The sequence below is a fragment of the Aliiglaciecola sp. LCG003 genome (genome assembly GCF_030316135.1).
Taxonomy (GTDB): domain Bacteria; phylum Pseudomonadota; class Gammaproteobacteria; order Enterobacterales; family Alteromonadaceae; genus Aliiglaciecola.
In genome coordinates this window covers 3,374,907-3,399,863 of sequence record NZ_CP128185.1, presented here as the reverse complement: position 1 = coordinate 3,399,863, position 24,957 = coordinate 3,374,907, and the positions used below count along the sequence as shown (strand labels likewise).

General features: G+C 44.3%; 23 protein-coding genes. 12 read left to right on the top strand and 11 right to left on the bottom strand.

Going from position 1 to position 24,957, the window contains the following annotated elements; genetic code table 11:
- Positions 1-278: 278 nt before the first annotated feature.
- The 9 genes from QR722_RS14820 to QR722_RS14780 all read right to left on the bottom strand — a co-directional run bounded on the left by QR722_RS14820 (position 279) and on the right by QR722_RS14780 (position 13,281).
- Positions 279-1,457, bottom strand: a complete 1,179-nt coding sequence (locus tag QR722_RS14820; protein ID WP_286283695.1) for a N(5)-(carboxyethyl)ornithine synthase — start codon at positions 1,455-1,457, stop codon at positions 279-281.
- Between the two features lie 486 nt (positions 1,458-1,943).
- Positions 1,944-2,711 (bottom strand): EAL domain-containing protein, encoded by a 768-nt coding sequence (locus QR722_RS14815; RefSeq protein WP_286283694.1) that lies wholly within the window; start codon positions 2,709-2,711, stop codon positions 1,944-1,946.
- A 174-nt stretch (positions 2,712-2,885) separates the two neighbouring features.
- The gene (locus tag QR722_RS14810; protein WP_286283693.1) at positions 2,886-3,362 is read right to left on the bottom strand and encodes a hypothetical protein; all 477 of its coding nucleotides are present in this window, start codon (positions 3,360-3,362) and stop codon (positions 2,886-2,888) included.
- 168 nt (positions 3,363-3,530) lie between these two features.
- Positions 3,531-4,037: a GNAT family N-acetyltransferase gene (locus QR722_RS14805; RefSeq protein WP_286283691.1), complete on the bottom strand. Its 507-nt coding sequence runs from the start codon at positions 4,035-4,037 to the stop codon at positions 3,531-3,533.
- Positions 4,038-4,190: 153 nt separating this feature from the next.
- On the bottom strand, positions 4,191-4,595 hold the full coding sequence (locus tag QR722_RS14800; protein WP_286283690.1) for a VOC family protein: 405 nt from the start codon (positions 4,593-4,595) through the stop codon (positions 4,191-4,193).
- A gap of 130 nt (positions 4,596-4,725) precedes the next feature.
- Positions 4,726-5,058 carry a hypothetical protein gene (locus tag QR722_RS14795; RefSeq protein ID WP_286283689.1) on the bottom strand — a complete coding sequence of 111 codons (333 nt, stop codon included), beginning with the start codon at positions 5,056-5,058 and terminating at the stop codon, positions 4,726-4,728.
- Positions 5,059-5,539: 481 nt separating this feature from the next.
- Positions 5,540-10,489 (bottom strand): PAS domain S-box protein, encoded by a 4,950-nt coding sequence (locus QR722_RS14790; protein WP_286283688.1) that lies wholly within the window; start codon positions 10,487-10,489, stop codon positions 5,540-5,542.
- A 178-nt stretch (positions 10,490-10,667) separates the two neighbouring features.
- Entirely contained in the window at positions 10,668-10,979 is a 312-nt protein-coding gene (locus QR722_RS14785; RefSeq protein ID WP_286283687.1) for an EscU/YscU/HrcU family type III secretion system export apparatus switch protein, read from the bottom strand.
- Positions 10,980-10,983: 4 nt separating this feature from the next.
- On the bottom strand, positions 10,984-13,281 hold the full coding sequence (locus QR722_RS14780) for a hypothetical protein (protein ID WP_286283686.1): 2,298 nt from the start codon (positions 13,279-13,281) through the stop codon (positions 10,984-10,986).
- A 116-nt stretch (positions 13,282-13,397) separates the two neighbouring features.
- Here QR722_RS14780 and ccmA point away from each other — a divergent pair, with 116 nt between their 5' ends.
- The 12 genes from ccmA (at position 13,398) to QR722_RS14720 (ending at position 22,701) form a co-directional block, all read left to right on the top strand.
- Positions 13,398-14,027 carry a cytochrome c biogenesis heme-transporting ATPase CcmA gene (gene ccmA, locus QR722_RS14775; RefSeq protein WP_286283685.1) on the top strand — a complete coding sequence of 210 codons (630 nt, stop codon included), beginning with the start codon at positions 13,398-13,400 and terminating at the stop codon, positions 14,025-14,027.
- A complete protein-coding gene (gene ccmB, locus QR722_RS14770) occupies positions 14,024-14,692 on the top strand; it encodes a heme exporter protein CcmB (protein ID WP_286283684.1) in 669 nt (222 codons plus the stop codon). Before ccmA ends, ccmB begins: the two co-directional genes overlap by 4 nt.
- On the top strand, positions 14,692-15,438 hold the full coding sequence (locus QR722_RS14765) for a heme ABC transporter permease (protein ID WP_286283683.1): 747 nt from the start codon (positions 14,692-14,694) through the stop codon (positions 15,436-15,438). The genes ccmB and QR722_RS14765 overlap by 1 nt, the downstream gene beginning before the upstream one ends.
- Positions 15,435-15,695: a heme exporter protein CcmD gene (ccmD, locus tag QR722_RS14760; RefSeq protein ID WP_286283682.1), complete on the top strand. Its 261-nt coding sequence runs from the start codon at positions 15,435-15,437 to the stop codon at positions 15,693-15,695. Before QR722_RS14765 ends, ccmD begins: the two co-directional genes overlap by 4 nt.
- Positions 15,692-16,162: a cytochrome c maturation protein CcmE gene (gene ccmE, locus QR722_RS14755; protein ID WP_286283681.1), complete on the top strand. Its 471-nt coding sequence runs from the start codon at positions 15,692-15,694 to the stop codon at positions 16,160-16,162. The genes ccmD and ccmE overlap by 4 nt, the downstream gene beginning before the upstream one ends.
- A gap of 13 nt (positions 16,163-16,175) precedes the next feature.
- Positions 16,176-18,209: a heme lyase CcmF/NrfE family subunit gene (locus tag QR722_RS14750; RefSeq protein WP_286283679.1), complete on the top strand. Its 2,034-nt coding sequence runs from the start codon at positions 16,176-16,178 to the stop codon at positions 18,207-18,209.
- Positions 18,206-18,778: a DsbE family thiol:disulfide interchange protein gene (locus tag QR722_RS14745; RefSeq protein ID WP_286283678.1), complete on the top strand. Its 573-nt coding sequence runs from the start codon at positions 18,206-18,208 to the stop codon at positions 18,776-18,778. Before QR722_RS14750 ends, QR722_RS14745 begins: the two co-directional genes overlap by 4 nt.
- Positions 18,775-19,221, top strand: a complete 447-nt coding sequence (locus QR722_RS14740) for a cytochrome c-type biogenesis protein (protein ID WP_286283677.1) — start codon at positions 18,775-18,777, stop codon at positions 19,219-19,221. The genes QR722_RS14745 and QR722_RS14740 overlap by 4 nt, the downstream gene beginning before the upstream one ends.
- Positions 19,218-20,438: a c-type cytochrome biogenesis protein CcmI gene (gene ccmI / locus QR722_RS14735; protein ID WP_286283676.1), complete on the top strand. Its 1,221-nt coding sequence runs from the start codon at positions 19,218-19,220 to the stop codon at positions 20,436-20,438. The genes QR722_RS14740 and ccmI overlap by 4 nt, the downstream gene beginning before the upstream one ends.
- Complete coding sequence (locus QR722_RS14730; protein ID WP_286283675.1) at positions 20,438-21,214, top strand: MlaA family lipoprotein; 777 nt, start codon at positions 20,438-20,440, stop codon at positions 21,212-21,214. Before ccmI ends, QR722_RS14730 begins: the two co-directional genes overlap by 1 nt.
- A 70-nt stretch (positions 21,215-21,284) precedes the next feature.
- Positions 21,285-22,103 (top strand): glutamate racemase, encoded by an 819-nt coding sequence (murI, locus tag QR722_RS14725; RefSeq protein WP_286283673.1) that lies wholly within the window; start codon positions 21,285-21,287, stop codon positions 22,101-22,103.
- 52 nt (positions 22,104-22,155) lie between these two features.
- Positions 22,156-22,701: a hypothetical protein gene (locus QR722_RS14720; protein WP_286283672.1), complete on the top strand. Its 546-nt coding sequence runs from the start codon at positions 22,156-22,158 to the stop codon at positions 22,699-22,701.
- A gap of 18 nt (positions 22,702-22,719) precedes the next feature.
- Here QR722_RS14720 and QR722_RS14715 read toward each other — a convergent pair whose 3' ends face one another.
- The gene (locus QR722_RS14715; RefSeq protein WP_286283671.1) at positions 22,720-24,096 is read right to left on the bottom strand and encodes a M28 family peptidase; all 1,377 of its coding nucleotides are present in this window, start codon (positions 24,094-24,096) and stop codon (positions 22,720-22,722) included.
- 225 nt (positions 24,097-24,321) lie between these two features.
- Complete coding sequence (locus QR722_RS14710) at positions 24,322-24,831, bottom strand: M23 family metallopeptidase (RefSeq protein WP_286283670.1); 510 nt, start codon at positions 24,829-24,831, stop codon at positions 24,322-24,324.
- Positions 24,832-24,957: the final 126 nt, after the last annotated feature.

The window sequence follows — 24,957 nt, the reverse complement described above, 5'->3', positions numbered from 1 at the left end:
TAAGTATTCATCAGGGCTACAATATTCTAGCGCTCATAAACGGTCCCTTCAGAAATAGCATGGGCTAAAAACTAGTTTAATCAACGGCTCTTTATTAATAATGGAGCGGCTATTGAGACATCATAAATGAGGCATAAAGGTTAAAAAAAACCGGTGGTACAAATATAGCAAGACTATTTTTGTGGCCAGCGACTATATTTTTATATGCTTAGACGTCATGGTACGAAGTCATATGCTGAGTGCTCTGAAGCTAAGGTAAGATAATTACGACTAATTGCTCATGCGACAATATCCGGTAAGGCTTTATTTGCTAAATGGCAGGATAAGTGCGGGTAGATCGCCTGACGTTTTTGAAATGACAGAATCGCAGGTTTCTGAATTACCCCACTCTCCAGGTTAATCGCTTGTCTAATCGTTTCATTTTTATGCCAACTAGCTCGACCTGCCAGTATAGTCGGTAAATATACAATTAAAGCAGCGGAGATAGATCGCGTTGCACTCTCCCAAAGATAGCTAGGTGAGTGATCCACAGCGTAGTAATCGATGCTTTGATACTTAAACATCGGGTGTTTAAACGTTGTCGGTTTGGCGAAAAAGAATCCCATGCCCTCGTCACAACTGACATCGATAATCAGGCTATTGGCTTTGAGGCAGGCACTTTCTGCTTCGGTCACGAAATCAGTTGGATTTTCAGTATCTTGAAAGGTGCCATTGACAATAATATCAGCTTCACTAATTAGTGATGTTAAGGGGCGTACACTGCCGTCATGTTCTACCACTACCATACGTGCCTCGTTCTTGTCGCCAGCGCGGATGCGAACATAATTACAATCAAGCACTTCTTCACGGACCTCATGCTCGGGTCGTTGAATGCAAATAGTGATATCTCTGAAACCATGTGCTTTCAAAGCGTATATTGCACCTCGGCTGACGGCTCCGAAGCCGAAAATAATGGTTTTACGTTGATTACCGTAGTGTCCATCTATACCTTTGAGTTGCAAGGCATGGATAACCGCACAGTAGCCCGCCATTTCGTTGTTTTTATAGAAGGTATGGCGACCAATGTTGCCACTAGGTGACCAAATGAACATATCCTCAAAGGGAATGAGGGTTTGTTTACGGTCTATCGCGGCTTGAGTGATGTCCCGCTGCTGAACACAATGGGCATAACCCCAAAGTGTTCCGCCTTCGCGAAGTTCCTGCAGGTCAGCTAATACGGGCTTGGCAACAATAACAGTGCCTATCTCGGCGAGTAAATCGTGCCGTGAGGCTATGCCGCCGGTCAGCACTGCAATTTCTGCATCAGTGATTCCAAAGGGTTCACCATAACCTTGTTCAAATACCAGCTGGCGACGCAGTGATTCTGGAATACGCGGTAAATGATCAGGGTGGATGGGATACCTTCGTTCATCTTCTTTTTTTGAAGTCCCTATGACTCCTACTTTTGAAGTATGCATGCTGTGGTGCCCTTATGATTGAAATATTTTGAGTGGGACCTAAGCAACAAATTATTTGTGTCACTGATAGGTCAGTATTTTATATTCTGCTCTGATGAAAACACTGCTGAGGTGCGGCACATATGTTTTTTGTAAAGGACAGGTTATTAGGCTAACGACCTAACAAGAGGTAAAAATCTGTGAGAATCAAACTCACTAGACACTAAATTATTCGACGGTAAATATGCTGACGTCTAAAGACCAGAAGGCATTTGAATACTTCAGAAAATGAAGTGTTCAGACAAAGTATTAGAAAATAGTAGGTAAATGTAGATGGAGTACGTGATAGACCATACAGCATAACCCTGTGGAAGCATAGGTATATCAATTGCACATCTGCTAACAGCTTGACAGTGACTAGACCTTAACAAAAAAGCATCATGCCAGTGAGCAGCATAATAGTGATATAAATCATTATATTGTGAGTAAAAGTAACAGAGCTACTCGCTATAAATTACTAAAATCAACTTGTGGCAGACTTTCAAAGCCGGGTTTGGCAAAGAGGTAACCCTGCATTAATTCAATTCCAGCATCCCGTAGCCAGATCATTTCTTCGGATGTTTCGATACCTTCTGCCAATGGCGTTACATTCAGCTCTTTGAATAAATTTAGACAGTTCTTCATGATGGATTGTCGAGTTTTATCTTGGTCGATATTACGGATCAGTCCCATATCAAATTTAATAATATTGGTCTGAAAATCAGCCAGCAATCCTAATCCAGCATAACCTGAACCAAAATCATCAATTGCGGTTACAAAACCCGATTTTCGATAATATTCAACAATGCGCTTAACAAAATCACTGTCTTCAATTTTCTCTGCCTCGGTAAATTCAAACATGATTTTATCGGTTGAAAACCCATATTGCTTAGCGGCTTCTAACGTGGTGCGAATGCACCTTTCAGGTATATAAACTGCGTTGGGCAGAAAGTTGATGCTCAGCATCGAATCAAGTTTTAGCTTGGATGCCAGCGCAATTGCTTTAACGCGGCAATGCTGATCAAATAAATACCTATTGTCATCGTTTACTTGAGAGATGACGGAATAAGCCGATTCATTGTTTAATCCGCGAGCGAGAGCCTCATAGCCAAAAATTGTTTTAGTTTTGCAATTAATAATTGGCTGGAAAGCCATAGTGAAATCAAAATCAAGGCTGCCTCTATCAGAGCAGTTATCACATGAAAATCTATCAACTATTGTTGTTTGTTCGTCCACTCTTAAAACCCCATTAACGATAAACAGCCACTTCAGTATCTTTGACTCTGACTACCAGATTAAATGTATTTAGAATCATCTCACCTATAGCATTTATGCTTGTGAAATGCTAATTGTTGATGAATGACAAGGTGCAAAAGCAACCGTTGTCCTCAGCCTGCGCAGAATAACATATTATACATAGCATTTTTGAAATGCGTCATTATTGACGCAAACAGCGTATATCAGCTTGTAGTTGCACACCGTTAAATCAGCTTTAGACTGTTTAACTAATCGGTGACTGCATGTATTTGATAAGTTCTGTTGAGCAGATTTAGAATCGACAAACTCTGTGTTGATGAATGAAAATAACGGTAAAGATTGGTTAATCAGGCCCGACCAAAGCAACTGAAATGCTAATGAAGACAGACTTGCTTCATCCAATACATGCTCTGTTTTAGCTGATTTAATCTCATGCAAAGTTTGCATGAATTGGTTAGAGACAAGGCTGTTTATCAAAGCTAAAGTTGCATCGTTTTTTCGCTCGGGAGGGGATAGGTCGTATAATATCGAGACGATATCTTTAGTAAGCTGTTGTTTTAACAAATAGCTGATACCTATATTACTTAAAATAATAATGCTGTGTTGGTCATCGATGAATCGGCTCATCATCGAGCTATAACCATCAATCTGGCCGTCATAGTTATGCAGACTATGGCGATTAAGATCCTTGTCTTTACTATTCCCTGTGGAGACCTTGTCGATGGATTAATTTACCAAGACTAAACGATAACCCTTAGCCAATGACAAGGTTTGATGTCATAGGCGGATTGCCAGATTTCAGGCATGGTTTTTTAGGCTGATTTTTGCCAACACACACTCATCAAAAAACTGATTGTTTTTGTATGAGGCGCTTTTACGTATGCCTTCAGACCTAAAGCCGTTTTTTTCTAACACTCTAATGGATGCTGTATTCAAGGAAACGACAGATACAAACAGGCGAACAATATGAGTAGTACTAAATAACCTATCTGAAAATTGCTTTACAGCTGAAGTGGCGATGCCTTTATTCCAATACTCCTGGCCAATCCAATAGCCAAGCTCTGCACTTCGATAATATTCAAAACTGCCTACTTGAGCCGATATACAGCCAACTAATTTACCCTGGTATTCAATCGCTTTTGTGTACTGTGACCGCTTACTGTGTTCCACCCACCATTGTCCATCGCTTGGGGTGTAAGGCGTTGGTACTGCATCTGTAATGTACTGGGTAACTTGCTTGTTATTGAGATATTTTACAAGCAAGTCAGTGTCGGTACTCTCGAAGGTTCGTAGCCTGATATTCACCAATAATTTTCCTATGCATGGGGGCAGAGTGATTCAGGCCGACTATGTCCTCAAGTCTCATCTATTTTTCAAGGGAGTTTTTGCAAACCATTTAATCCAACTCAGTGAAATAAGCAATTAGGTCACGGCATTGAAAAAGTATGGTGCAGAGTTTCAGGCTCCTTTATTTTTGTCATCCCACAGCATTGGCTCCCAAAGTTCAACTTTGTTTCCATCAGGATCCATTATCCAAGCGAACTTACCGTTTTCATGGGATTCTGGACCGCCTACCGTGGCTATACCTGCTTCTTTGAGTTGAATAAGCATTTCATCAAGATTGTCGACTCGATAATTAATCATAAATGCAGAGTCACTAGGACTGAACCATTGACTGTCCTTGTTGGCCAGATGCCAAACGGTCAGTCCCTTATCTTCAGCCTTATCTTCTGGCCACTTAAGTACGGCACCGCCAAATTCTTCTAGCTTCAATCCTAGGTGTTGCTGATACCAGGCTGCTAGCTCAGTGCTATCCCCCTTACATTTTAGAAAAACTCCGCCAATTCCAGTAATCTTCGCCATGGTAACCTCTTATTCTTTGGGTAACTTAAATAGTTAGTTTGAAAGGGATTCGTTATTTATAACAGCATTCAAAAGATTCTGCCGTAAAAAGTTTTTTGTGCCCTACAAAGTAAATTTGTTAGGTGGCGGGTTAAGCGCTTGCTGTCGCAATAAATACAAATCCGGCCACCTGACAGACTAGATTAATTGTAAATACTGCCGCCGAATAGCCAATTATTTTCGGCCAGGTAAATTCAGTCATACTTTTCAACATCAATAAGGGAACCAAAAAATAGCTTGTTTCAAAGAGATACAAAACCCAGATGGGCAGGCCTGATGCTCTGACTAAAACCGTTGCAAAAAATATAATCAATGCAGGAGCTAAAATAAATGCTAATGAGGTAAAGCCGTCCAAATATCCTTCTTTATCGATGAATTTAAAAAAACACCATACGAAAAATGCTGCTACTGCTATTTGAATCATATTTATTGCCTAATTTTGTTATTGATAAAAGTTAGCGGTAAATTGGGCTCTATAAGTAGCTTTTTCGTATTCTATGATTGGGGTGAATTGCCCGTTAGAGCTAACCTTATTGTCTACCACCCGTCCTTTTATGATGCTGGAGTTGGCCAACATATCACTGGCATTGAAATATAAAACAATAGAAATCAACGCTGTGGTCAAACAAAAAGATAGGGCTATTGCAAAATGGATTATTGGTTTGGGGTTCCAGCCATACTCTGCTTGAATAATCTACTCCTTGATAAATTTATTATGGTTATCTTGCAGGCTGTAATTTGGCATAAAAACAAGCAGTTAGGAAGAGTGAAGGTTAAATTTACCCCCTGTTTGCAAGGCGGCAAGTAATTGCGTCGATAAAATACAGCACAACAATACCTTGTGATTTGCGGCTCACCCTACTTAGCAGTGTTACTACACACTCCTACGTAGGGTGAGTAATGCACTATGCGTGCAATTGGGCGTAAATCACTCTTAGGGTGGTCATCAAAGACTCTTTTACACTGGGCCAGAATATGGCGATGCTATCAACTTCGCCTTGCTGGAAATCAGTTTCAAGTCGGGTGGCAACATCGTCCAGTGGGGCTGAATTTACTTTACGGGCGATGAACGCTAGTTTTCGAGCCTGCATTAAAATGGCTTTGTTGTCATCGTCATTTACTGCCTTGTCCATGTTCTGCATGCTTTGTTCTAGCTCAGACATCATTTCACTCAAGGCCAATGCAAGGGAGACTTTAGGTGGATTTTTTTGTAAATAGGGCAGCAAATCGAACCATATTTGTGGCTCTTTTGGCATAGCTAACTTAGCAAAATCAGGGATGACTTGTTGACTGATTTCCGGTTGTTGTTCTTGTACTTGTTTTAACTCTTCTTTATGAGCATCGACCAAAGCTTTTTCTTTGTGTTGTAGCTTTTGTTGGCTAGATTGAAGCTGTTTTTGGGCCGTTTGCAAGGCAGTCTCTTTACTGGCAATTTGTTGTTTGCTGTTGGTCAGTTCCTGCTCCAGCTGTTGCAGTTTGCTATTCAGCTCAGACTGATTACTGTCTTGTGCATTCAAATTCGCCTTGGTGTTGTCGTATTCTACCTGGATAGCTTGTAACTGTTGATTTAGTTGCTGTTGCTCATTTTGCATGCTGTGAATATTCTGTTCACTGGATTGCAAGGCTTGTTGTTGGTCGGCTAATTGCTGCTGCAGCTTTAATTCCTGTTGTTCTTGTTGTTTCAAGCGTTGCTGCAACTGTTGCGCTTCGTTGCGCGCTTGTTCAAGTTCGGTTTGCAGTTTCTGCTCTCCTGATTGGGTGTCTGACACTTGAGACTCGGCTTTTTGCAATTCTGCTAAACTTTGGTTGAGGCTCTGTTTCATCTGCGCATTTTGTTGTTCGGCTTCTTGCAATGCACGTTGAAGTTGTTGTTTTTGCTGTTCAATTTCTGCGTGATGCTGACGCCATTGTTCATCACTACCTTGGAGCATCTCTTTTTGTTTGATGGCGCGACTTTCCACGTCAGTCAGCTCGACCTTGAGTTGTTCTAATTTTTGCTGTTGCTCTAAGCGTTCGCGCTTTTCGGCATCGGTCTGGCGCTGATTTTCATCTAGCTGCTGGCGGGTCGCCTGCAGTTGCTGCTGTTTGGCGGCCACTTCTTGTTTCAACTCTTGTTGACGTTGTTGCCAATGCTGATCGCTTTCTTGCATAGATTGTTGTTGCTCAGCGCTACGCTGCTCCATCTCAGCTAATTCAACTTGCAGACGCTCAAACAAGTGTTGCTGCTGAGCCTTTGCTTGTTTATCGATTTCGCTTTGCTCGGCAGTCTGTTTGAGGGCTTCTTCGGTTTCTATTAAGCGTTGCTGCTTGGCCTGTAATTCTTTGTTGAGTGCTTCTTGCTTGTCCTTCCAGCGCTGATCCGCTTCTTCCATGATCCGCTTTTGGTGGGCTTCGCTGCGTTTTCCCACTTCAATTAATTCAGCCTGTAAACGCTCCATTACTTGGCGCTGCTCGGCTTTTTGCGCTTCCGTTTGCTGCTTAGCTTGATTGAGGTTTTGCTCGGCTTGTTGCAGTTTCTGTTGTTTAGCCTCTAGTTCAGCTTCAAACTTGTGCTGTTGCTGTTGCCAGTTCAGATTGGCCTCTTCAAGTTTTTGACGCTGCTGTTCATCACTGCGTTGTTCCATTTCCGCCAACTCTTGTTGCAGGCGAGTGAGCAGCTGTTTTTGTTTAGCCCGTTCGTCTTTTTCCAGTTCAACTTGCAGCTCTTGTTTTTTCAGTACCTGTTCTGTTTCGAGTAGGCGTTGTTGCTTAAGCTGCAACTCTTGTTGTAATTCTTGTTGTTGCTTGCGCCATTGCTTATCTGCTTCAACCACTTTCTGTTGCTGTTCTTCGCTGTGTCGTTCGACTTCATTGAGCTCTTGCTGCAACTGCTCTAATCGCTGTTGCTGGATGAGTTTTTCCGCTTGATCTTGCTCTGACTGGCGTTTGGTTTCATCCAGCGCGCTCTGGGTCTTGTGTAATTGGGTTTGTTTGTTAGCCAATTCTTGCTCTAACAACGCCTGCTGTTTCTCCATATCGCCTTTTTGCTGCTTGGACATTTCTTCAAATTTATCCATCTCGTGCTGCAGGTGATCGATATGACGGGCTTTGTTCGATAGCTCAGATTGGGCGACAAAGCATGATTGCTCCAGATCTCGTCGTTGTAACTCTGCCTGTTCACTGGCCTTGCGCTGGTTAATTAGCTGCTGGCGTAATTTTTCGCTGGTCTGACTGGAGCTAGAAAGCTTGCTATGCAAGGCGTTGATTTGCCCGCTGACATCACTAATCTGTTGATCTTTGCTTTGGATAGATTGTTTAAGTTGCTGAATTTCACCTTCAAAGTTTTGCATGGCCTGCTGCTGCGACTGCCTTTCTTGTTCAAGCCGTTCGGCGGTCGCTTCACTGTCTGCCAACTCTTGCTGGGCGGTTTTGTATTTCTTTTCACTGTATTGCAATTCATTGGCAATCTGATTGCGCTGACGCTCTAAACCACTTACTCGGCGGGACGACTGCTCTAATTGAGCGGCCAGTTGTTGATTATTTTCTTCACTTGAAGCCAATGATTCGCGGCTTTGCTGGTAATCCGCTTGCAGTTTATTTAAATGTTCAGCAATACTTTCGTGAGCTTCTTGTAGTGAAGTTATTTCTGATTCCTTGTCGCTGAGATCTTCTTTCACTGCCTTGAGTTTTGACTCGGTGGCCGATAAGCTTTTCACCTTGCTGGCGAGTAAATCTTGGCTGCTTTCCAAAAGTTGTTGCTTCTCAACAATCAGCCGCTCGGCGGCCTGTTGTAAATTAACCGCCTCGATTCGCTCTGCGTCGGCTTGTTTAATTGCGCGTAAATCTGTCCAGATACACAATATTGAGTCTAGGCGCTGGCCTTTGAACATAGGCACAAAGGTAGCATGGCAAGGTAGCTTCACTTCTCCTCTAGCATGCTGCCACATCAGTGAAAGGGCTTTTGAGTCTTGATTAATCTGACTGATTTTTTGTTTTAACTGATCGAGATCGGCATCATCACTATTGAGCGATTTTGAATAAGGGAAGTATCCGAATAATTCTTCTTCGTCCTCAACCCGGAAAAAATCGCAAGCAGCGGGGTTTAATTTATTAAAGCCCTCGCCGCTGAGCACCGCCATTGGCATACTGCTATGTAGAAGTAGGCTTTCGAATTTGTCTTGTTGGTACTGCTCATCGCTGATATCTGATATCCAACATAAGAAGTGTTGTTTGGCTTTATCGAAAAGCTCAATGTTCAGTTCGCTAGGGTGTAATTGTTCAGATTTGCCTTTCAAGTTGGCGTGAAAGCCCGTTAGCTGGCCATTTTTATGTAGCTTTTTAGCTGCTTTCCCTGCACTTTTAGCATCATTAAATAGCTGATAAAAAGACCCTTTGCTAAGTTCATGGGCAGTTAGCCCTAATCGCTTCGTCAGGGCTTCGTTGGCCTGCACAACTCTATCATCATCATCAATCATGGCAATCCCTAACGGCGCTTTATTAATGATATCGGTAAAGTGCTGGCGCTCTTGTTCAAGTTGTGCACTGAGACTTTTCAATTCAGAGATATCTTCTAAACTACAGACCGCCCCAGCATTATTACCCTCGTTGTCACGAAACGGCTGAATTTTGACTTTGAGGACTTTCAGCTCTCCCAAAGGCGAGGTTATTTGTATTTCTCGGGCCATACCAGATTGAATTGAATAGCTTGCTATGCCTTTATTCGGGCCAGAGTCAGGTTGCATCTCTTTTAACTCATCACTAAAGCATGCCAACTGTCTGGCATTTTGATGGCGAATCGTTTCGATTGAAGTATTAAACAATATTTCAAAAGGGGTATTACAGTTGGTTATCAAACCTTGATTGTCTAGGGTGTACATGGCTGCGGAACTGCTACTGAGCAAACCTTTAGCTTGTTGCTTACTCGCCGCGAGTTGATTCTTAAGCTCAATCACAGGGGTGTGATTGCTAATTGTGAGTTGTGCGACTAGGCCTTTATTGTTGTCATCTTTTTTGACCACAACCCCGATTAACTTGCCGTAAAATGCTTGCTCTTGTCCATCGAAACGACATTCAAATTTTGCCGATTCGCCTCGCTCAAGTTGGCCGTAAGCTTGATTCCAAGCGAATTGAGATGACTGATGTACAAATTGTTCAAAGTATTTTAATTCTCCCTGCCCAGCATCGGCAGCTATACCTAGCTGGCTGCATAATACTGCATTGGCGTAAAACTGCTTATCGGCTAAATTCAGTGTTAATTGGCCAATAGCTGTGTCGTCCAGCAACTGATTATTAAGGGCTAAACTTTCGGTTTTTTTGTCTACGATGGCTTGCTGTTCACTGATGTCATACAACGATATGATAGAACTAACCTGTTCGCTGTGATTTTTTTGAGGGGCAAATTCGAGTACTAATTGACGCTTTTTTATCGGGGCGGATAATGCCAATTTACATTGAACTTTTGCGTTAATGGACTGAGTTAATGCCTCATGATCTTGGCCATCAAGCAGCTTATGTAAAGTCTTGCCGAGCAAGTTTTCTGCTCGGTCACCTAAGTAGTACGCAGCTAATTTATTGCAGTACTGAATTGCTCCGGCAGTATTGACATGCACCATGCCTACATGAAAATTGTCTAGTAGCTGTTTTTTTCGGTCTAATATAGCGGTATTTTTGACGTAGGCTTTACGGGCGCGGCTGTGACTGAATTTCAAATATATCAAGGCAAGTAGCAGGAATGAAAACGTGGTGCCTATAACGATAAGTAGCTTATCGATAGTGGCTGCATCCTGCTGCAACACTTGCTCACCCAGAGCAAAGGCTGAATGACTGCACAATGCCAGACTGCCAAATATGCCTTTGTGATAGCTGCGTATTGCCATTAATTTGATTCCCCATTATTCGCCTTAAAACACCATACACCCTATAGAATAGGCAAGAAATCTTTATAAAGATGATTAGGTGTACAAAATAATACTCAACCACAGTTGTTAACATGGCCAATCAATGCCCAATCGAAACAGATCGGCATAATGTGAGGCAAAAAAACGCTGTTTATTGCTAGGCTTTGGTCGCTAGCTTGTTGTGAGTTTTGGCCCAACTCTCTGGAAATTTACCTTGTAGCACATATGAAAACGCAATCAGCTCTGCAATTACATGATAGAGCTGCTCGGGGATTTCTTGTCCTAAATCGAGTTTAGCCAAAAAATCACTCAAGTAGGGATCTTCATGGACAAGCACGCCATTTTGTTTGGCAACTGCAATGATCTCTTCTGCTAATTCGCCAAAGCCTTTGGCAATGACTTTAGGGGATTCTTTGCTGCCATCTTGATATTTGATACCAACGGCGCTCTTGGTTTTGCTCTTATTCATAGCTTTAAGCCTGTGTTTCGAAAATTTGATAGGGGCGCGATTGCAAGTGAGTGGGTATTTTGCCCAACTGACACTGGGTTTTCGCGACTTCAATTCCTAAACTCTCTAAGCGTTTTTTAAATAACGGCAAATAATCAAACACTAAGGTTTTGACGCTGTCATTTGAAGTATAAAAATCTAATTCCAGTACATGTTCTCGTAATTTCGCTTTGGTTAACATCTGGCCTATATCACCTACATCGAGTTTCATGGTCAGATGCCAAGTCGCAGTTTGGCTAGCCTCTTTTTGCTGCTTGTTTGGCGGTTCGGTTTGACGCTTTATCAATAACTCAATATCTCGACGAGACTCACCTGTGCCACTTGGCAGCACATAGTAAAAGCTCTCTTGCCCTTGAATTGCTTGTTCAGCATTGGCCAGCTTGTTGGATTGGTGTTGCGCAAATATCTGACCAAGTTGTTTGAGCATCTGATGGCGTTGCTCCATTTGGTTTAGATCGCTCACACTGCGTTGGCCCTGTGCCGCGCCAGAGGCAGAACTAGTACCTAGAATGCTAGAGATGACTTGAGCCACTTTTTCGTTAGTCTGGGGTTGGGTGCGGGTCAAACGTGCTGCCAGACTGATTTGCAATAGGGCGATCAAGCCTCCCATTAAGCCTTGTTGGGCAGGGGGCTGAATAAGTTGTACTGCCGACAAATTCAACGGCGGTTGCGTCAGCAATTGCTTGATGTGGGCACTATCGGTGTCTTTACCTTGTGGCAGACTTTGTTGAATTTGCTGTAATAAATTTTGCATCAATTGTTTTGTTTCAGGATCTTTTACCACAGCGGTGTCTTGCAAGGCTTTTTCAATTTGAATCAGGGTCTCACTAGGGCTGCTTGCTTGGGGTAACAGACGACGCAAGATGTCATGTATTTGAGTTTGCAACTGCTGCTTTTGCAGGTTAGGTAGTTGAGCAAGTTGACTAATACGCTCTGCTACTGAGGCCGTCTCGGCAGTATTGCCTGTCAATACTGCTTGTGGATCGGCTTGTTTACCCCCTCGAACCACGCTTTGATTATCAGCAGTTTGCATTTTTTGTTCAGATGAAAGAGCAGGGGACGATTGTGCATCTTTCGGCGCAACAGTGACAGGGGCTGGATTACTCAAAAGTTGCTGGGCCTGTTTGAATTGTTCTGAGGTCAGTTTGATACTCGCCATAGGTTGGTCCAACTGGCTGCGTAGTTCCCCCCCATGGACTTGATTCAATGCCAGGGTGACGGTGCGAACGGACGGGGCAAGGCTGGCTAATTTTTCAGATAACGAAGTGGGTAACATTTGCGGATGACGGGCCAGTACATCTAGCAATGCTTGTTTAGGGATAGATAAGGTGTTGGATGAAGCGCTGGCTTGAGAACGAACTGATTCAGCTTGCAATAGTTTGGTAATAGAGCCTTTATCCAGCTGAATTGAGGTTTTCTCGGTTAGGTTGGCAGGGGATTGCGAAGCTGTAGCTAGCTGTTTAGATTCAGCTAATTTGCCACTGCCTAACGACTCATTCACTTGACCCTGTATAGAGCTTGCTAGTGACTTCTGTGTCAATGTATTTGAGTCAGACGTGGGTACAATTTGCTTGATTGAGGTTTTGGTTCGCTGCGCCAAGCCAGCAGACAATAGCGATACTTGCCAGTTATTACCTTTGGGTTGTAACTGTATTTGTACCTGTTGGCCGAGTTGCAGATCAACTGAACCCCGGGGAAGTTGTACACTAAGGTTTTCCTGTCGACCGTTTATCTGAGTGCTTACTGATATAGAGTTATGGGTGAGTGCGGTAATTTGAGCCGATACGATTAAGGTCTTTGCACCCGTTGCTGGCCCGATTCTAGCTTGTATAGCATCTAATAACTGTGATATTTGTCCTTGGCTCAATTTGGCCAATATAAGTTGTTGTTGGCCAACTGCAGCTTGGTCTTTAGGATATAAATTTAGGACTGCAAAGCCGGGTTGCCCCCCTTGACCTTGCTGGATCAGCGCCTGATAAGCGTCTGAGCGCAGCCCTGCTGGCAAACTGGCAGGCTTTTCCAAAATGAGTTGTTTAGTTAATTTTGCGCTATCCGGCTGTGTCTGTCTAGGCAGGGTAATGGCAATTTGATTTCCGGCAAGATGCTGCACGATCACCTGCGCAGCTTGGCGGGCAATAGGCGATGAATTTTGCGCTTGGCTCAACTGGGCTAACGCTTGGCTGAGTTGCTGCGTACTTAATGAAATATCAGACATAACCAGTTTATCGGCATCTAACCAGGATGTTGAGTGTGTCGTTAGCATAACCTGTTGCGAGAATAGAATCTAATAACTGGAATTGGTCGGTTGCTATGGTATGATTTGCGCCGTTTTTTAGGCTCGGTAATCGTTGCTGCTGCCACTGCGGAGAATACACAACCTTGGCATTACTAAGCGGACAGAACTTGTCTTGTGTGAAACAAGACCGGACGCTGTTTGAGAACATTACTTTCTCAGTTCATCCAGCTGAATTGCTCTATATCCGCGGCCAAAATGGCTCGGGTAAAACGAGTCTGCTACGAATACTGGTTGGGTTGTCTGATCCTGCTAGCGGCGCTGTATTATTTAATGGCCAATCAATTATTGAAGTTGCCGACGCCTATCATCAAGGACTCGTGTACTTCGGGCATAAACTAGGTCTGAATTTGAGTTTAAATGGGATAGAAAACCTGCAATTTTGGTGTCAGTTGAATAATGTGGTAGTTGATGACAACCAATTATTTGCGTTAATGGCGGCGCTAGGCTTGGTTGGTTTGGAAGATCTACCCGTGCGTCAGCTTTCTGCTGGTCAACAACGCAGGGTGGCATTAGCTCGGCTATGGCTTAAAACGGATGCGAAAATTTGGATCCTAGATGAACCTTTTACCGCATTAGATGTACAAGGTATTGAGTTGTTAAAAAGCAAAATGGTGCAGCATTTGAGTCAAGGCGGTGGGGTTATTATTACCTCGCACCAACAGTTGGATATTCCTTATCAAACATCTGAATTGATGCTGGAGTACAGATTATGAGTACTGCATTGCTGGCAGTATTCAAACGAGACCTTGCTTTGGCCTTTCGCCAGCGAGCAGAGTTGATGCAGCCTATGATGTTTTTTGTACTGGTGATAAGTCTATTCCCTCTGGGCGTGGGACCAGGGCCAGACATTTTGCAAAAGATAGGTCCAGGGGTAATTTGGGTGGCGGCTATATTGTCATCACTGTTAGGTATGGAGCGCTTATTTCGAGATGATTTCCAAGATGGCAGTTTAGAGCAATTAATGCTCAGTGGCGTGTCCATGCCGCTAGTGGCTTTAGCCAAAGTGGCTGTGCACTGGCTAACCAGTATTTTTCCGTTGATATCGCTCTCACCTTTACTTGCACTTTTCCTAAATTTAACAGTCGAAATGTATTGGGCCTTGTTGAGTACACTGTTAATTGGCACTCCTTTGTTAAGTTTGGTGGGCGCAGTTGCCGTAGGGTTAACTGTTGGAATACAAAAAGGCGGAGTACTCTTGGCATTGTTGTTATTGCCGGTGTTTGTGCCCTTACTAATTTTTGCTACCGCGGCAGTTGACGCCGCTTCATTTCAGTTACCTTATTCTGCCCATTTAGGTTTCATCGGGGCGATGTTATTATTAGCCTTTGCGTTGGCACCCAGTGCTATCGCATATGCATTACGAGTGAGTCAAAGTTAATGTGGAAGTGGTTACATCCTTACGCTAAATCAGAATCAGCTTATCAGTTGTGTAAAACCCTATTACCCTGGTTTGCCATCAGCTCAACCCTGACCCTAATTATCGGTACGTTGTGGGGCTTGTTGTTTGCTCCGCCAGACTACCAGCAGGGGGATTCCTTTCGAATTATTTATATTCACGTTCCTACTGCAATCTTATCTATGAGTGCTTATGCGGCCATGGCCGTTGCCGCCTTGATTGGGTTGGTCTGGCAAATCCGCACCGCGTATATGGCGATGATCGCTATAGCGCCTGTAGGTGCCGTGATCACCTTTATTGCGCTATTTACTGGTGCTGCTTGGGGCAAACCCATGTGGGGCACATGGTGGGTGTGGGATGCACGTTTGACCTCCGAATTGGTCCTGTTGTTCCTTTATCTCGGGGTGATATCCCTTTACAACTCCTTCGATGACAAAATTCAAGGGGGTAAAGCTGCGGGGGTGATGGCATTAGTTGGAGTGATTAATCTGCCCATTATTCATTATTCTGTGGAGTGGTGGAATACCCTGCATCAAGGGGCCAGTATCAGTAAGTTCGATAAACCATCCATTGCCAATGATATGTTGTGGCCGCTGTTAATTAATCTACTTGGCATGGCATTACTCATAGGTGCCATCTCAATTAAACGACTACAAAACGAGTTATTACGCCGTGAAATCCATCGTCCTTGGGCAGTCAAAACCTTGATCAAAGAGGGACGCTCATGAATATACAGTTTGAAAGTTGGCAAGCCTTTTGGCACATGGGCGGCTACGGTTTTTTTGTGTGGTTGTCCTTCGGTGTCACCTTAGCGTCTATTTTGCTACTGGTGGCAGAAAGTTATTGGGCTAAAAAGCAATTGGTTAAAGCCGTCACCGCGCAGCTAGCCCGTAAGAAACGTATTCAACAAAGTAAACAACAGCCAACCGATGTCGCCGCACAGGTTGAGCAAAGCGTAACAGCCCAACAGAGGAAAGAGTTGTGAATCCAAGACGTCAAAAACGATTAATGGGCGTGAGCGCCATAGTTATCCTGATCGCTGCCGCCGTGTGGATGATGCTAAATGCACTGAGTGACAATATCGATCACTTCTATACCCCGTCAGAAATCGTTGATGGTAAACAAGGTGTCAAACCTCAGGTAGGCCAACGTTTACGTATTGGTGGGATGGTCGTGCCAGGCAGTGTCAAACGTGATCAACAAAGCTTGGCGGTAAGCTTTGACTTGGTTGATACAGGTCCATTGGTAACGGTAAGTTATTCGGGTATCTTGCCAGATCTATTTCGTGAAGGGCAGGGTATCGTTGCTACAGGTAAATTAACCGAATCAAATAAAATTGTCGCTGATGAGGTGCTGGCCAAACACGATGAAGAATACATGCCGCCTGAGCTAGCCGAAAAACTCAAAGGCATTAAACATGTCAAACCCGAAAACTTAGGCACTGGCCAATAGGAATATAAATCAGATGTTTGCTGAATTAGGTCATTTTTCGTTAGTCATGGCATTGTTTATGTCATTATTACTCGCAGTCTATCCCATGTGGGGCGCACAACGTAATCATCAGCAGATCATGGCGCTGGCTAAACCCTTAGCCATAGGTATGTTTGTGTTCACGGCATTTGCCTATATTGCCTTGACCAATGCTTTTTATCACGATGATTTCAGCATTGCCTATGTTGCCCATCACTCTAACAGTTTACTGCCTTGGTATTACAAAATTACCGCAGTGTGGGGCGGACATGAAGGCTCATTTTTATTGTGGGTTCTTATATTTTCGGTTTGGACAGTGGCGGTTGCTCTTTTGAGTAATGGCATCCCTCAAGAGATGGTCGCCAGAGTGCTGTCTATATTGGGCTTGGTGGCCGTGGGCTTCTACTTATTTATTCTGATTGCATCTAATCCATTTGAGAGTTTGTTGCCGTTTTATCCCGTTGATGGAAGAGACCTCAATCCGTTACTGCAAGATTTTGGCATGATCATTCATCCACCTATGCTGTATATGGGCTATGTGGGCTTTTCAGTGGCTTTTGCCTTTGCCATTGCTGCACTTATCTCTGGTCAGTTAGATTCCACTTGGGCCCGCTGGTCGCGGCCTTGGACTATCGCTGCTTGGTGCTTCCTAACAGTAGGTATTGCTTTGGGGTCATGGTGGGCTTATTACGAACTTGGCTGGGGCGGCTGGTGGTTCTGGGATCCGGTTGAAAACGCATCGTTTATGCCTTGGCTAATTGGCACTGCCTTGATCCATAGTCTAGCGGTGACCGAAAAACGCAAAATATTCAAGTCTTGGACGGTTTTGCTGGCTATATCGGCTTTCTCATTAAGTCTGCTTGGTACCTTTTTAGTTCGCTCAGGGGTGTTGGTATCGGTGCATTCATTTGCCAGTGATCCTACCCGAGGTTTATTTATTCTCGGCTTATTGGCTGTGGTAGTTGGTGGTTCGCTTACGCTATATGCGCTGCGTGCTCCTCAGTTGAAAAGCGTAGGCCGATTTGAATGGTTCTCACGAGAAGTGATGTTAATGGGCAATAATTTGCTGTTAACCGCCGCCACTATTGTGGTGTTGTTGGGCACCTTATTGCCCCTTGTGCATAAAGAACTGGGCATGGGTTCCATCTCAATAGGTGCGCCATTTTTTAACCAGATGTTTGTCTATTTGATTGTGCCTTTTGTGCTGTTGTTAGCCATGGGACCACTTTCCCGCTGGAAAAAGCAAGCGCCACAAGCATTACAAAAGCAATTATTGCTAGCCTTTGGGCTGAGTATCAGTGCCGCGCTTTTGATTCAGTTCAGTTACGACCAAATGTCTTACATGGCAACCTTAGGTTTAGTGCTTAGTGTCTGGATATTTATCTCAACCATACAAGAAATATTACAACGTACACAAAATCGGGTGTCTGACTCCAGCAGTCGACTGGGCAGATTGCGCAGTCTAACCCCCAGTCATTGGGGGATGGTGCTGGGTCATGTGGGCTTCGCCGTGACCTTGATGGGAATTACCTTAGTTAGTAATTACGAGCAGGAGCGAGACTTACGCATGCATGCTGGTGATGTCGTTGAGCTTGGCGGATACACATTTCAGTTTAGTGCTGTGCGTGATCTTCAAGGCCCCAATTATACTGGTCATGTTGGTATTTTCGATGTGTATACGGATAGTTCATTGACGGACAAGATTACCCATCTTGAACCTGAAAAGCGCTTCTATCCTGTGCAGCGCACCGGTATGACCGAAGCGGGAATAGACTCTGGGATCACCCGTGATCTATTTGTGGCACTGGGCGAACAGCTTAATGACGGTGCTTGGGCCGTCAGGATCTATATTAAACCCTTCGTTAATTGGATTTGGGCAGGGGCATTTTTGATGGGCTTCGGTGGCTTATTATCGATTTCGGATAAGCGCTACAGAATGGCCAAAAAATCTAAAGCAAGCCAACAACAGCGCGCGGTATCTGATGTTGCAGCTTTGCGCAGTGCTGCTAGGGTGGAAGGAAAAGCATGAGAAAACTGACTATCTTTTTGATCCCATTAGTTTTGTTTGTACTGACCTCGGTATTTTTGTACAAAGGCTTGTACAGTGACCCACGTCAACTGGATTCGAATCTAGTTAATCAACCCCTGCCACCTTTTGCGCTGCCAGATTTGATGCAACCGGATAAAACCCATACTCCAGAGATATTCAAAGGGCAGGTGACTTTGATGAACGTCTGGGGCGTGTGGTGTGTCACCTGTGCAGTAGAGCTGCCCTATTTAACCCAGTTGAAAGACCAAGGGGTGAGGATTGTCGGCTTATACTACGACCAAGACACTGATCCAGATTTTGGCTTGAAAAGTATTCCTACAATTCAACAGGAAGTACGGGCCAAGCTAGCAAAATTAGGTAACCCATACGCCTTTAATATATTCGATGTTAAACGGGATTATTCGTTGGATTTAGGCGTCACTGGAGCACCTGAAACCTATGTGATTGATAAGCAAGGTGTGGTCAGGATGCATCATATTGGTGATATCAATCCACGGGTATGGCAGAACAAAATTGGTCCCTTATACAATGAGTTAAGCGCCCAATGAAGACCTTAATTGCCTTAATGAGTTGTATGTTGTTTGGCATAGCTAGTATAGGTGCTGCAGAGCAAGCCTATGAGTTTACCGACCCGGTCAAACAACAATTATTTTTAGACTTAACCCAAGAATTACGCTGTCCTCAATGTCAGAATCAAAATATTGCGGATTCAGATGCGATGATTGCTCACGACTTACGCCGCAAGGTATACGAGCTTTTGCAACAAGGTAAAAGCCACGAAGAAGTGGTCGACTTTATGAAATCCCGTTACGGTGATTTCGTCTCGTATCAGCCGCCTGTTACGCCTCTGACTATTTGGTTATGGCTGCTGCCAGTATTGTTCATCGTGACCGGAATGATATTTGTGTTTAATAAGCGCAGCAAGCAACCTACAGAATTTGATCAAGATAAATTAGACCAAGCTGATTCCCTATTGGAGAAAGATAAGTGAGTAATTATTGGTTTGGAGTCGCACTACTGAGCTGTGTTGGTGTGTTGATTCTAGTCTTTCCGTGGATACGCCGCGGTAATCGCCATCAGCAGGATGTGTTAACTAACACACAAATTATTCGTCAGCGTATGCTAGAGCTTGAGCGCGAGGTTGGCGAGGGGCTGATTGCAGCAGAAGACAAAGACAGCGCGGTCAAAGAGTTGAAGCTTGCCTTGGTGGATGAAAACCAGCCTTTACAAAATACCCAACATTCAGCCTCTGGCATTATGCTGCTAGGGCTAGTCGTTGCGTTATCAGTGTGTGGGTGGATTTACTACAAAAGTAATGAAGTTCAGGATATTGCCAGTTGGCAGCAAGTGACACAACACTCATCCGAATTAGCTAAACGTATTGTGGTGGATGCGGACCCTAGTGTAACCGTTAAAGATTTAGAAGATTTCGCCCTAGCCATGCGAACCAAGTTGCTTAACACCCCAGATGATCATATTGGTTGGCTGCTACTGGGCCGGATCCACGCGTCATTAAATCGATTGGACAGCGCCTTGCAGGCGTTTGAAAAGGCGTACGCTCTGGCGCCAAATCATGGCGGTGTCTTATCTAGCTACAGTCAAACACTTGTATTAACCGGCGAGGAATCTTATCTTCGCCAAGCCGAAGGCCTGATTAGGCGCTCCATCGAGCTAGACCCGAATGATTATAATGCATTGGGAATGTTGGCGGTGACTTCTACTCAGTTAGGCGAAACGCAACAGGCAATTGATAGTTGGCGGAAACTGCAACAAAAATTGTCCGGTGACGATCCTATGCAGTTGGAAATACAAAAAAGGATTGCCGCTTTGAGCGGGGACGCTGAGGATGTAGCTGAAACCTCGGTTATGGTTGCGATCGATATTAGCCAAGAATTGAAAGACAAATTACCCGAAAACGCATTTTTGATTGTTTTCGCACAAGATGCAAACAGTGACTTACGTATGCCAGCTGCCGTGGTGAAAAGCCGTCTAGCCAATTTACCGGTGCAAGTTAGGTTATCTGATGCGAATGCCATGATGCCAACGTTTAAATTGTCACAATTAACCCAAGCACGCTTAGTCGCCAGGATATCAATTGATGAAAATGTGGCACCTGCATCAGGGGATCTGCAAGGAGAGGTAGTGGTAACGCTGCAACCAGGAAAGCAGTTTACCCAAAAAATTACCATTGATAAGGAACTATTGTAATGACGAATAAGATTTTGCTTGTTATAGCCACATTGTTGGCTCTCGGAGGCTGTGCTTCGCGACAAGCCTCCGACGAACAGGTTGAGAATCAAGGATATGCAGATCCGCGGGATCCAATCGAAGGATTCAACCGCGTGATGTGGGATTTTAACTATGATGTGTTGGATGCATACATATTGCGCCCAACCACAGTGGTATATGTTGACTACATGCCCCACGTGGCGCGTACCGGTTTATACAATGCCGCGTTAAATCTAGAAGAGCCGTCGAATACGCTAAATAATCTCTTGCAAGGTAAAGTCGGTGGTAGCCTAACCAGCCTAGGCCGCTTTGTACTGAATTCTACCGTGGGAATTTTGGGGCTGATTGATGTAGCCAAAGAGATTGGTTTAGAACGTCAAGAAGAAGAGTTTGGCGAAGTGCTAGGCAAGTATGGTATTGGCACAGGGGCATTTTTGATGATCCCAGCCATGGGTCCGTCGGATATTCGCTCCAGTGTGGGTGATTTTGTCGATTCATCATACTTCCCGTTGCAAGATTTATCTTTTTACGTTGCAGCGGTTCGCACCGGTATCAAAGCCCTAGAGGCCCGTGCTCAGCTCATTGAGCAAGAAGGAAACTTGGAACAGTCCCTAGATCCTTATGCTTTTGTGAAGAATGCTTATTTTCAAAACCTTGAATTCAAAGTAACCGATGGCAAGGTACCACCTAGTGAATTGCAAGTGGATCCTGAGGTCGAAGAGGAAGGGTTCGAAGACTTCCTCGATGATTTATAAATAGCAATCATGCTCCTCTTTATGCACTGTTGTGTTAAGCAAAGGGGAGCCAATTGGAAAGCCTATCACTTTGTCTAGCTCAACTAATATATCGGCAAATACCGCAGCCATTGGGGTGTTTGACTCTGGCGTAGGCGGGATTTCCGTGGCCAATGCTATTGCAGATATTCTGCCTAATGAAAATATTATTTATGTGGCCGACACCGCTCATGCGCCATATGGTGCCAAAACTGAAGCTTTTGTCACGGCACGCTGCAAACGAATTGTCGATTTCCTTCTGGCCAAACAGGTGAAGTTGATTGTGGTGGCCTGCAATACAGCCACGCTTAGCAGTATTGCCCATTTACGGGCTAACTATGACATGGAATTTGTCGGCGTAGAGCCCGGCATCAAGCCAGCATTAGAAGCCAGTCAAAGTGGTGTGATAGGGGTTATGGCGACGCGTAATACCCTGCAAAGTAACCAATACCAACGCCTTGTTAAGCGTTGGGCCGCAGATCAAACTATTATTAACCAAGCTTGCAATGGTTTGGTTGAGCAGATTGAAAAGGCGCAATTCGATGCGCCAGATACACTTTCTTTGTTAAATACGTTTATTTCACCTATGTTAGAAAAGGGTGCCGATCAAATCGTTCTTGGCTGTACCCATTACGGTTTCTTAAGTCACCAAATTGCAGCTTTGGTGGGTAATCAAGCTCAGCTGATTAATACTAGTGAAGCTATCGCTCGGCGCACTGCCGTATTGTTGCAACAATTGAAATTACTCAATAACAGCGAACAAGTTGGACAAATATCGGTCTATACTAGTCTGCTGGATGTTGGCTTTGAGGAGTTATGTAGCCAACTTTGGGATCGAGTCGTCAAGTCAATCGACACTTTCGACTATTGATTTGGTGCATACTCCTGTTTGGCTATCCTTCTTAGGTGAAAATGGATTTTTTGTGAAATATAGTCTGTCAATAATCGCTTCTGTGCTGCTACTTTCCGGCTGCGCCAATCAAGGTTCTCGCTATCAGGGCGAACACTTGGTGATACCCGCTATCGAAGAAATTAAACCTTGGCAACTCTTTCAAAAAGATGAAAATGGTTTTCGCTACAGTATGTGGCAAGCGCCAGGAGAACGTTGGGCAAATACCTTTGCGGTAAGTGTTTACTATCAGCAAAGCGTTGATTTGGAAGCACGTAGAGCCGAATTAGATAAACCCGGTTTGGAAAGTTGCCAAGGTTTTGCATCGACAGATTTGCCCCATCCAAAATCCCTAGCCGTGGCTTCACGATATTGGCAAACCCAATGTGAGATGTCAGGTAAAGTGGTGGCGCGTATGCTGCATTTAGTGTTGCAGGGCCGAGAGAGCTTCTATCACATTCAGAAAATTTGGAAGTACGAGCCTACTCAGGCGGAATTCGAAGCGTGGCAGCAAAGATTCGAAGCGTCTTTCGTGTGCAATCTAGCTGCTGAGGCAACTGATTGCCCCAGCGAAGATTAATGATCGGTAAGCGCTTGGTTATTCACCAAATGCACCGGCTGGACCTGGAAAGACGACAGGGCTCTCAAAGCCGTCTTTACTGACACTGGCGACGCCGAAAAAGTAATTATCGATGACCACGTTTTCCAGTGTGAACTCATTGACCTTGCCCACATATCGGCTAAATTGCCACTGGGGAGCGTCGGTATAACGCCAATAAATCTTATAACCTGCTAGCTGCGGGTTTTGCTGTGCATCTGCGGTTTGCCAACTTAAGGTTGTGCTTGGTTGCACCGCGCCTTTAATCTTAACCTGAGCGGGTGGATTCGGAGCCCACGCCATTCCTGCTAAGGAAACAGCATTTAATCCGGTGAGCTTAGCGGCATAGTCAAAATTGACGCCTTGAATAGTATCACCATAAGTAATGCCATTCTCGCTACGTAAATCCTGATGTTGGTGATTGTAGTTTTCGTTGGTTTCCATGATCCTAACCCCAGGGTAACCAAGGTCATTGAAAGGGCGATGATGTCCACCACGGCCAAAACGGTCTAAGCGATAAATCACCATGGTATCCAGATTGGGAATATAACGGTCGGCCATCCAATCAATATAACGGGCTAGATTTCGACTAGGAGAGTCGACTTCACCACCGGTAAAACGGCGTGTGCTTGCTTCTTCAGGACTTTCTGTTTGACGGGTCCCTTCGGCAAAAATACGCGCGCTGGTGTTATTGATCACACCATTAATGCCCTGAATATTACCAATCATGTCATTATTTAATACCGCCTTGATACGCCAGCCTTGCTGTTGAGCGGTTTCAGCTAAGATTTTGCCACCGAATAGTCCTTGCTCTTCACCCGCGAGCGCGGCATAAACAATGCTGCCATTAAACTTATATTTAGACAGTACTCGTGCTGCTTCCAATGTCCCCGCTACGCCAGATGCGTTGTCATTGGCACCGGGTGAGTCAGAGGTGAAATCCATCACATCCGATACCCGTGAATCTATATCGCCAGACATCAGCACATAACGTTGAGGATCAGTCTGGCCCCGTTGAATGGCGATTACGCTGACGACTTCTACGGCATCTGGAATACGTTTTTTACCGCTGATGGTCCGAGATTGAAAATAAACTTCTAAGCAGCCACCACATTGTTGTGATATCGCCTCAAACTCGGCTTTGATCCAGCGTCTTGCCGCGCCTATCCCACGACTATCAGATTCGGTCTCGGACAAGGTATGACGGGTGCCAAAGCTGACAAGTTTGACAATGTTTTTTTCGATATTGGCGGCAGAAATATCTGCGGCTATATCATGGAGTTTTTGTTGATCTTGATAGGCTGGTTCAGCACTGGCAAGATTAACTGCACCTATCGCGAGGAATAATGTTGCGGCAGATAAAAAGCGTGGGGTCATAGAAACCTCTTATTAGACATTAAAGTAACAGTATACGAATAAAATCGGACTAAGCCTCCTTTATACGGTAAAGGTAGGTTTTTGGTAGCAAAATACGTTAAATAGGTGATTATTGCCTGTCAACCACATCCATTTATATTGTGCTATCTGACTTTGCGACTTCATCGGATTACAGTATGTTAACTAGCGATAAGCTATTTAGGATATAAGTTGGGGATTATGTTGTTAAAACCCTGACAAATATTCCTGTGGGTTTAAAATAAACATTTTCTTCCAGCCTTGCGGCGTATCATCCGCCAACCAAAAATATGGCAAAAGACTATATATGGCATAGTGCAAGTGGGGTGGTCGCTCTGCGGCATTGCCTGTGGTTCCAACCAAGCCCAATTGCTGGCCGCTACCTAACCAATCTCCTGGCTTCGCTTGGGTATCATCTAAGTGGGCGTAGTAATGCAGCTTCCATTTAGGACCTAAAACCAGCACATATCTACCGCCCTTATCACTTTGAGCAACCTTCACGACTACACCATAAGTTGAGGCTATAACGGGAGTGCGCTGGATAGCGAATATGTCGATGCCTTTATGCATCCCAGAGCTTCCCCAAGGGGAGTGCCAGAAAGTATCGTGATTCCAGTCTGTGCTGTCTGCTCCAAGAACTGGAATAATCTGAGAGCTGGGTAATAGCAGCCCAATTCCCGTTAGGATCACAATAATATAGAACAGTTTACGCAACATAATGCCTCAGTTTCATAGTGCATTTATCATGGTTGTCCATGTAACTCTGGTTGTCCATGTAACTCCCTTTTTATCATGGGTGATGAGATGGACGCTCCCCAATACGGCGTCAATGCGCCAAAATAG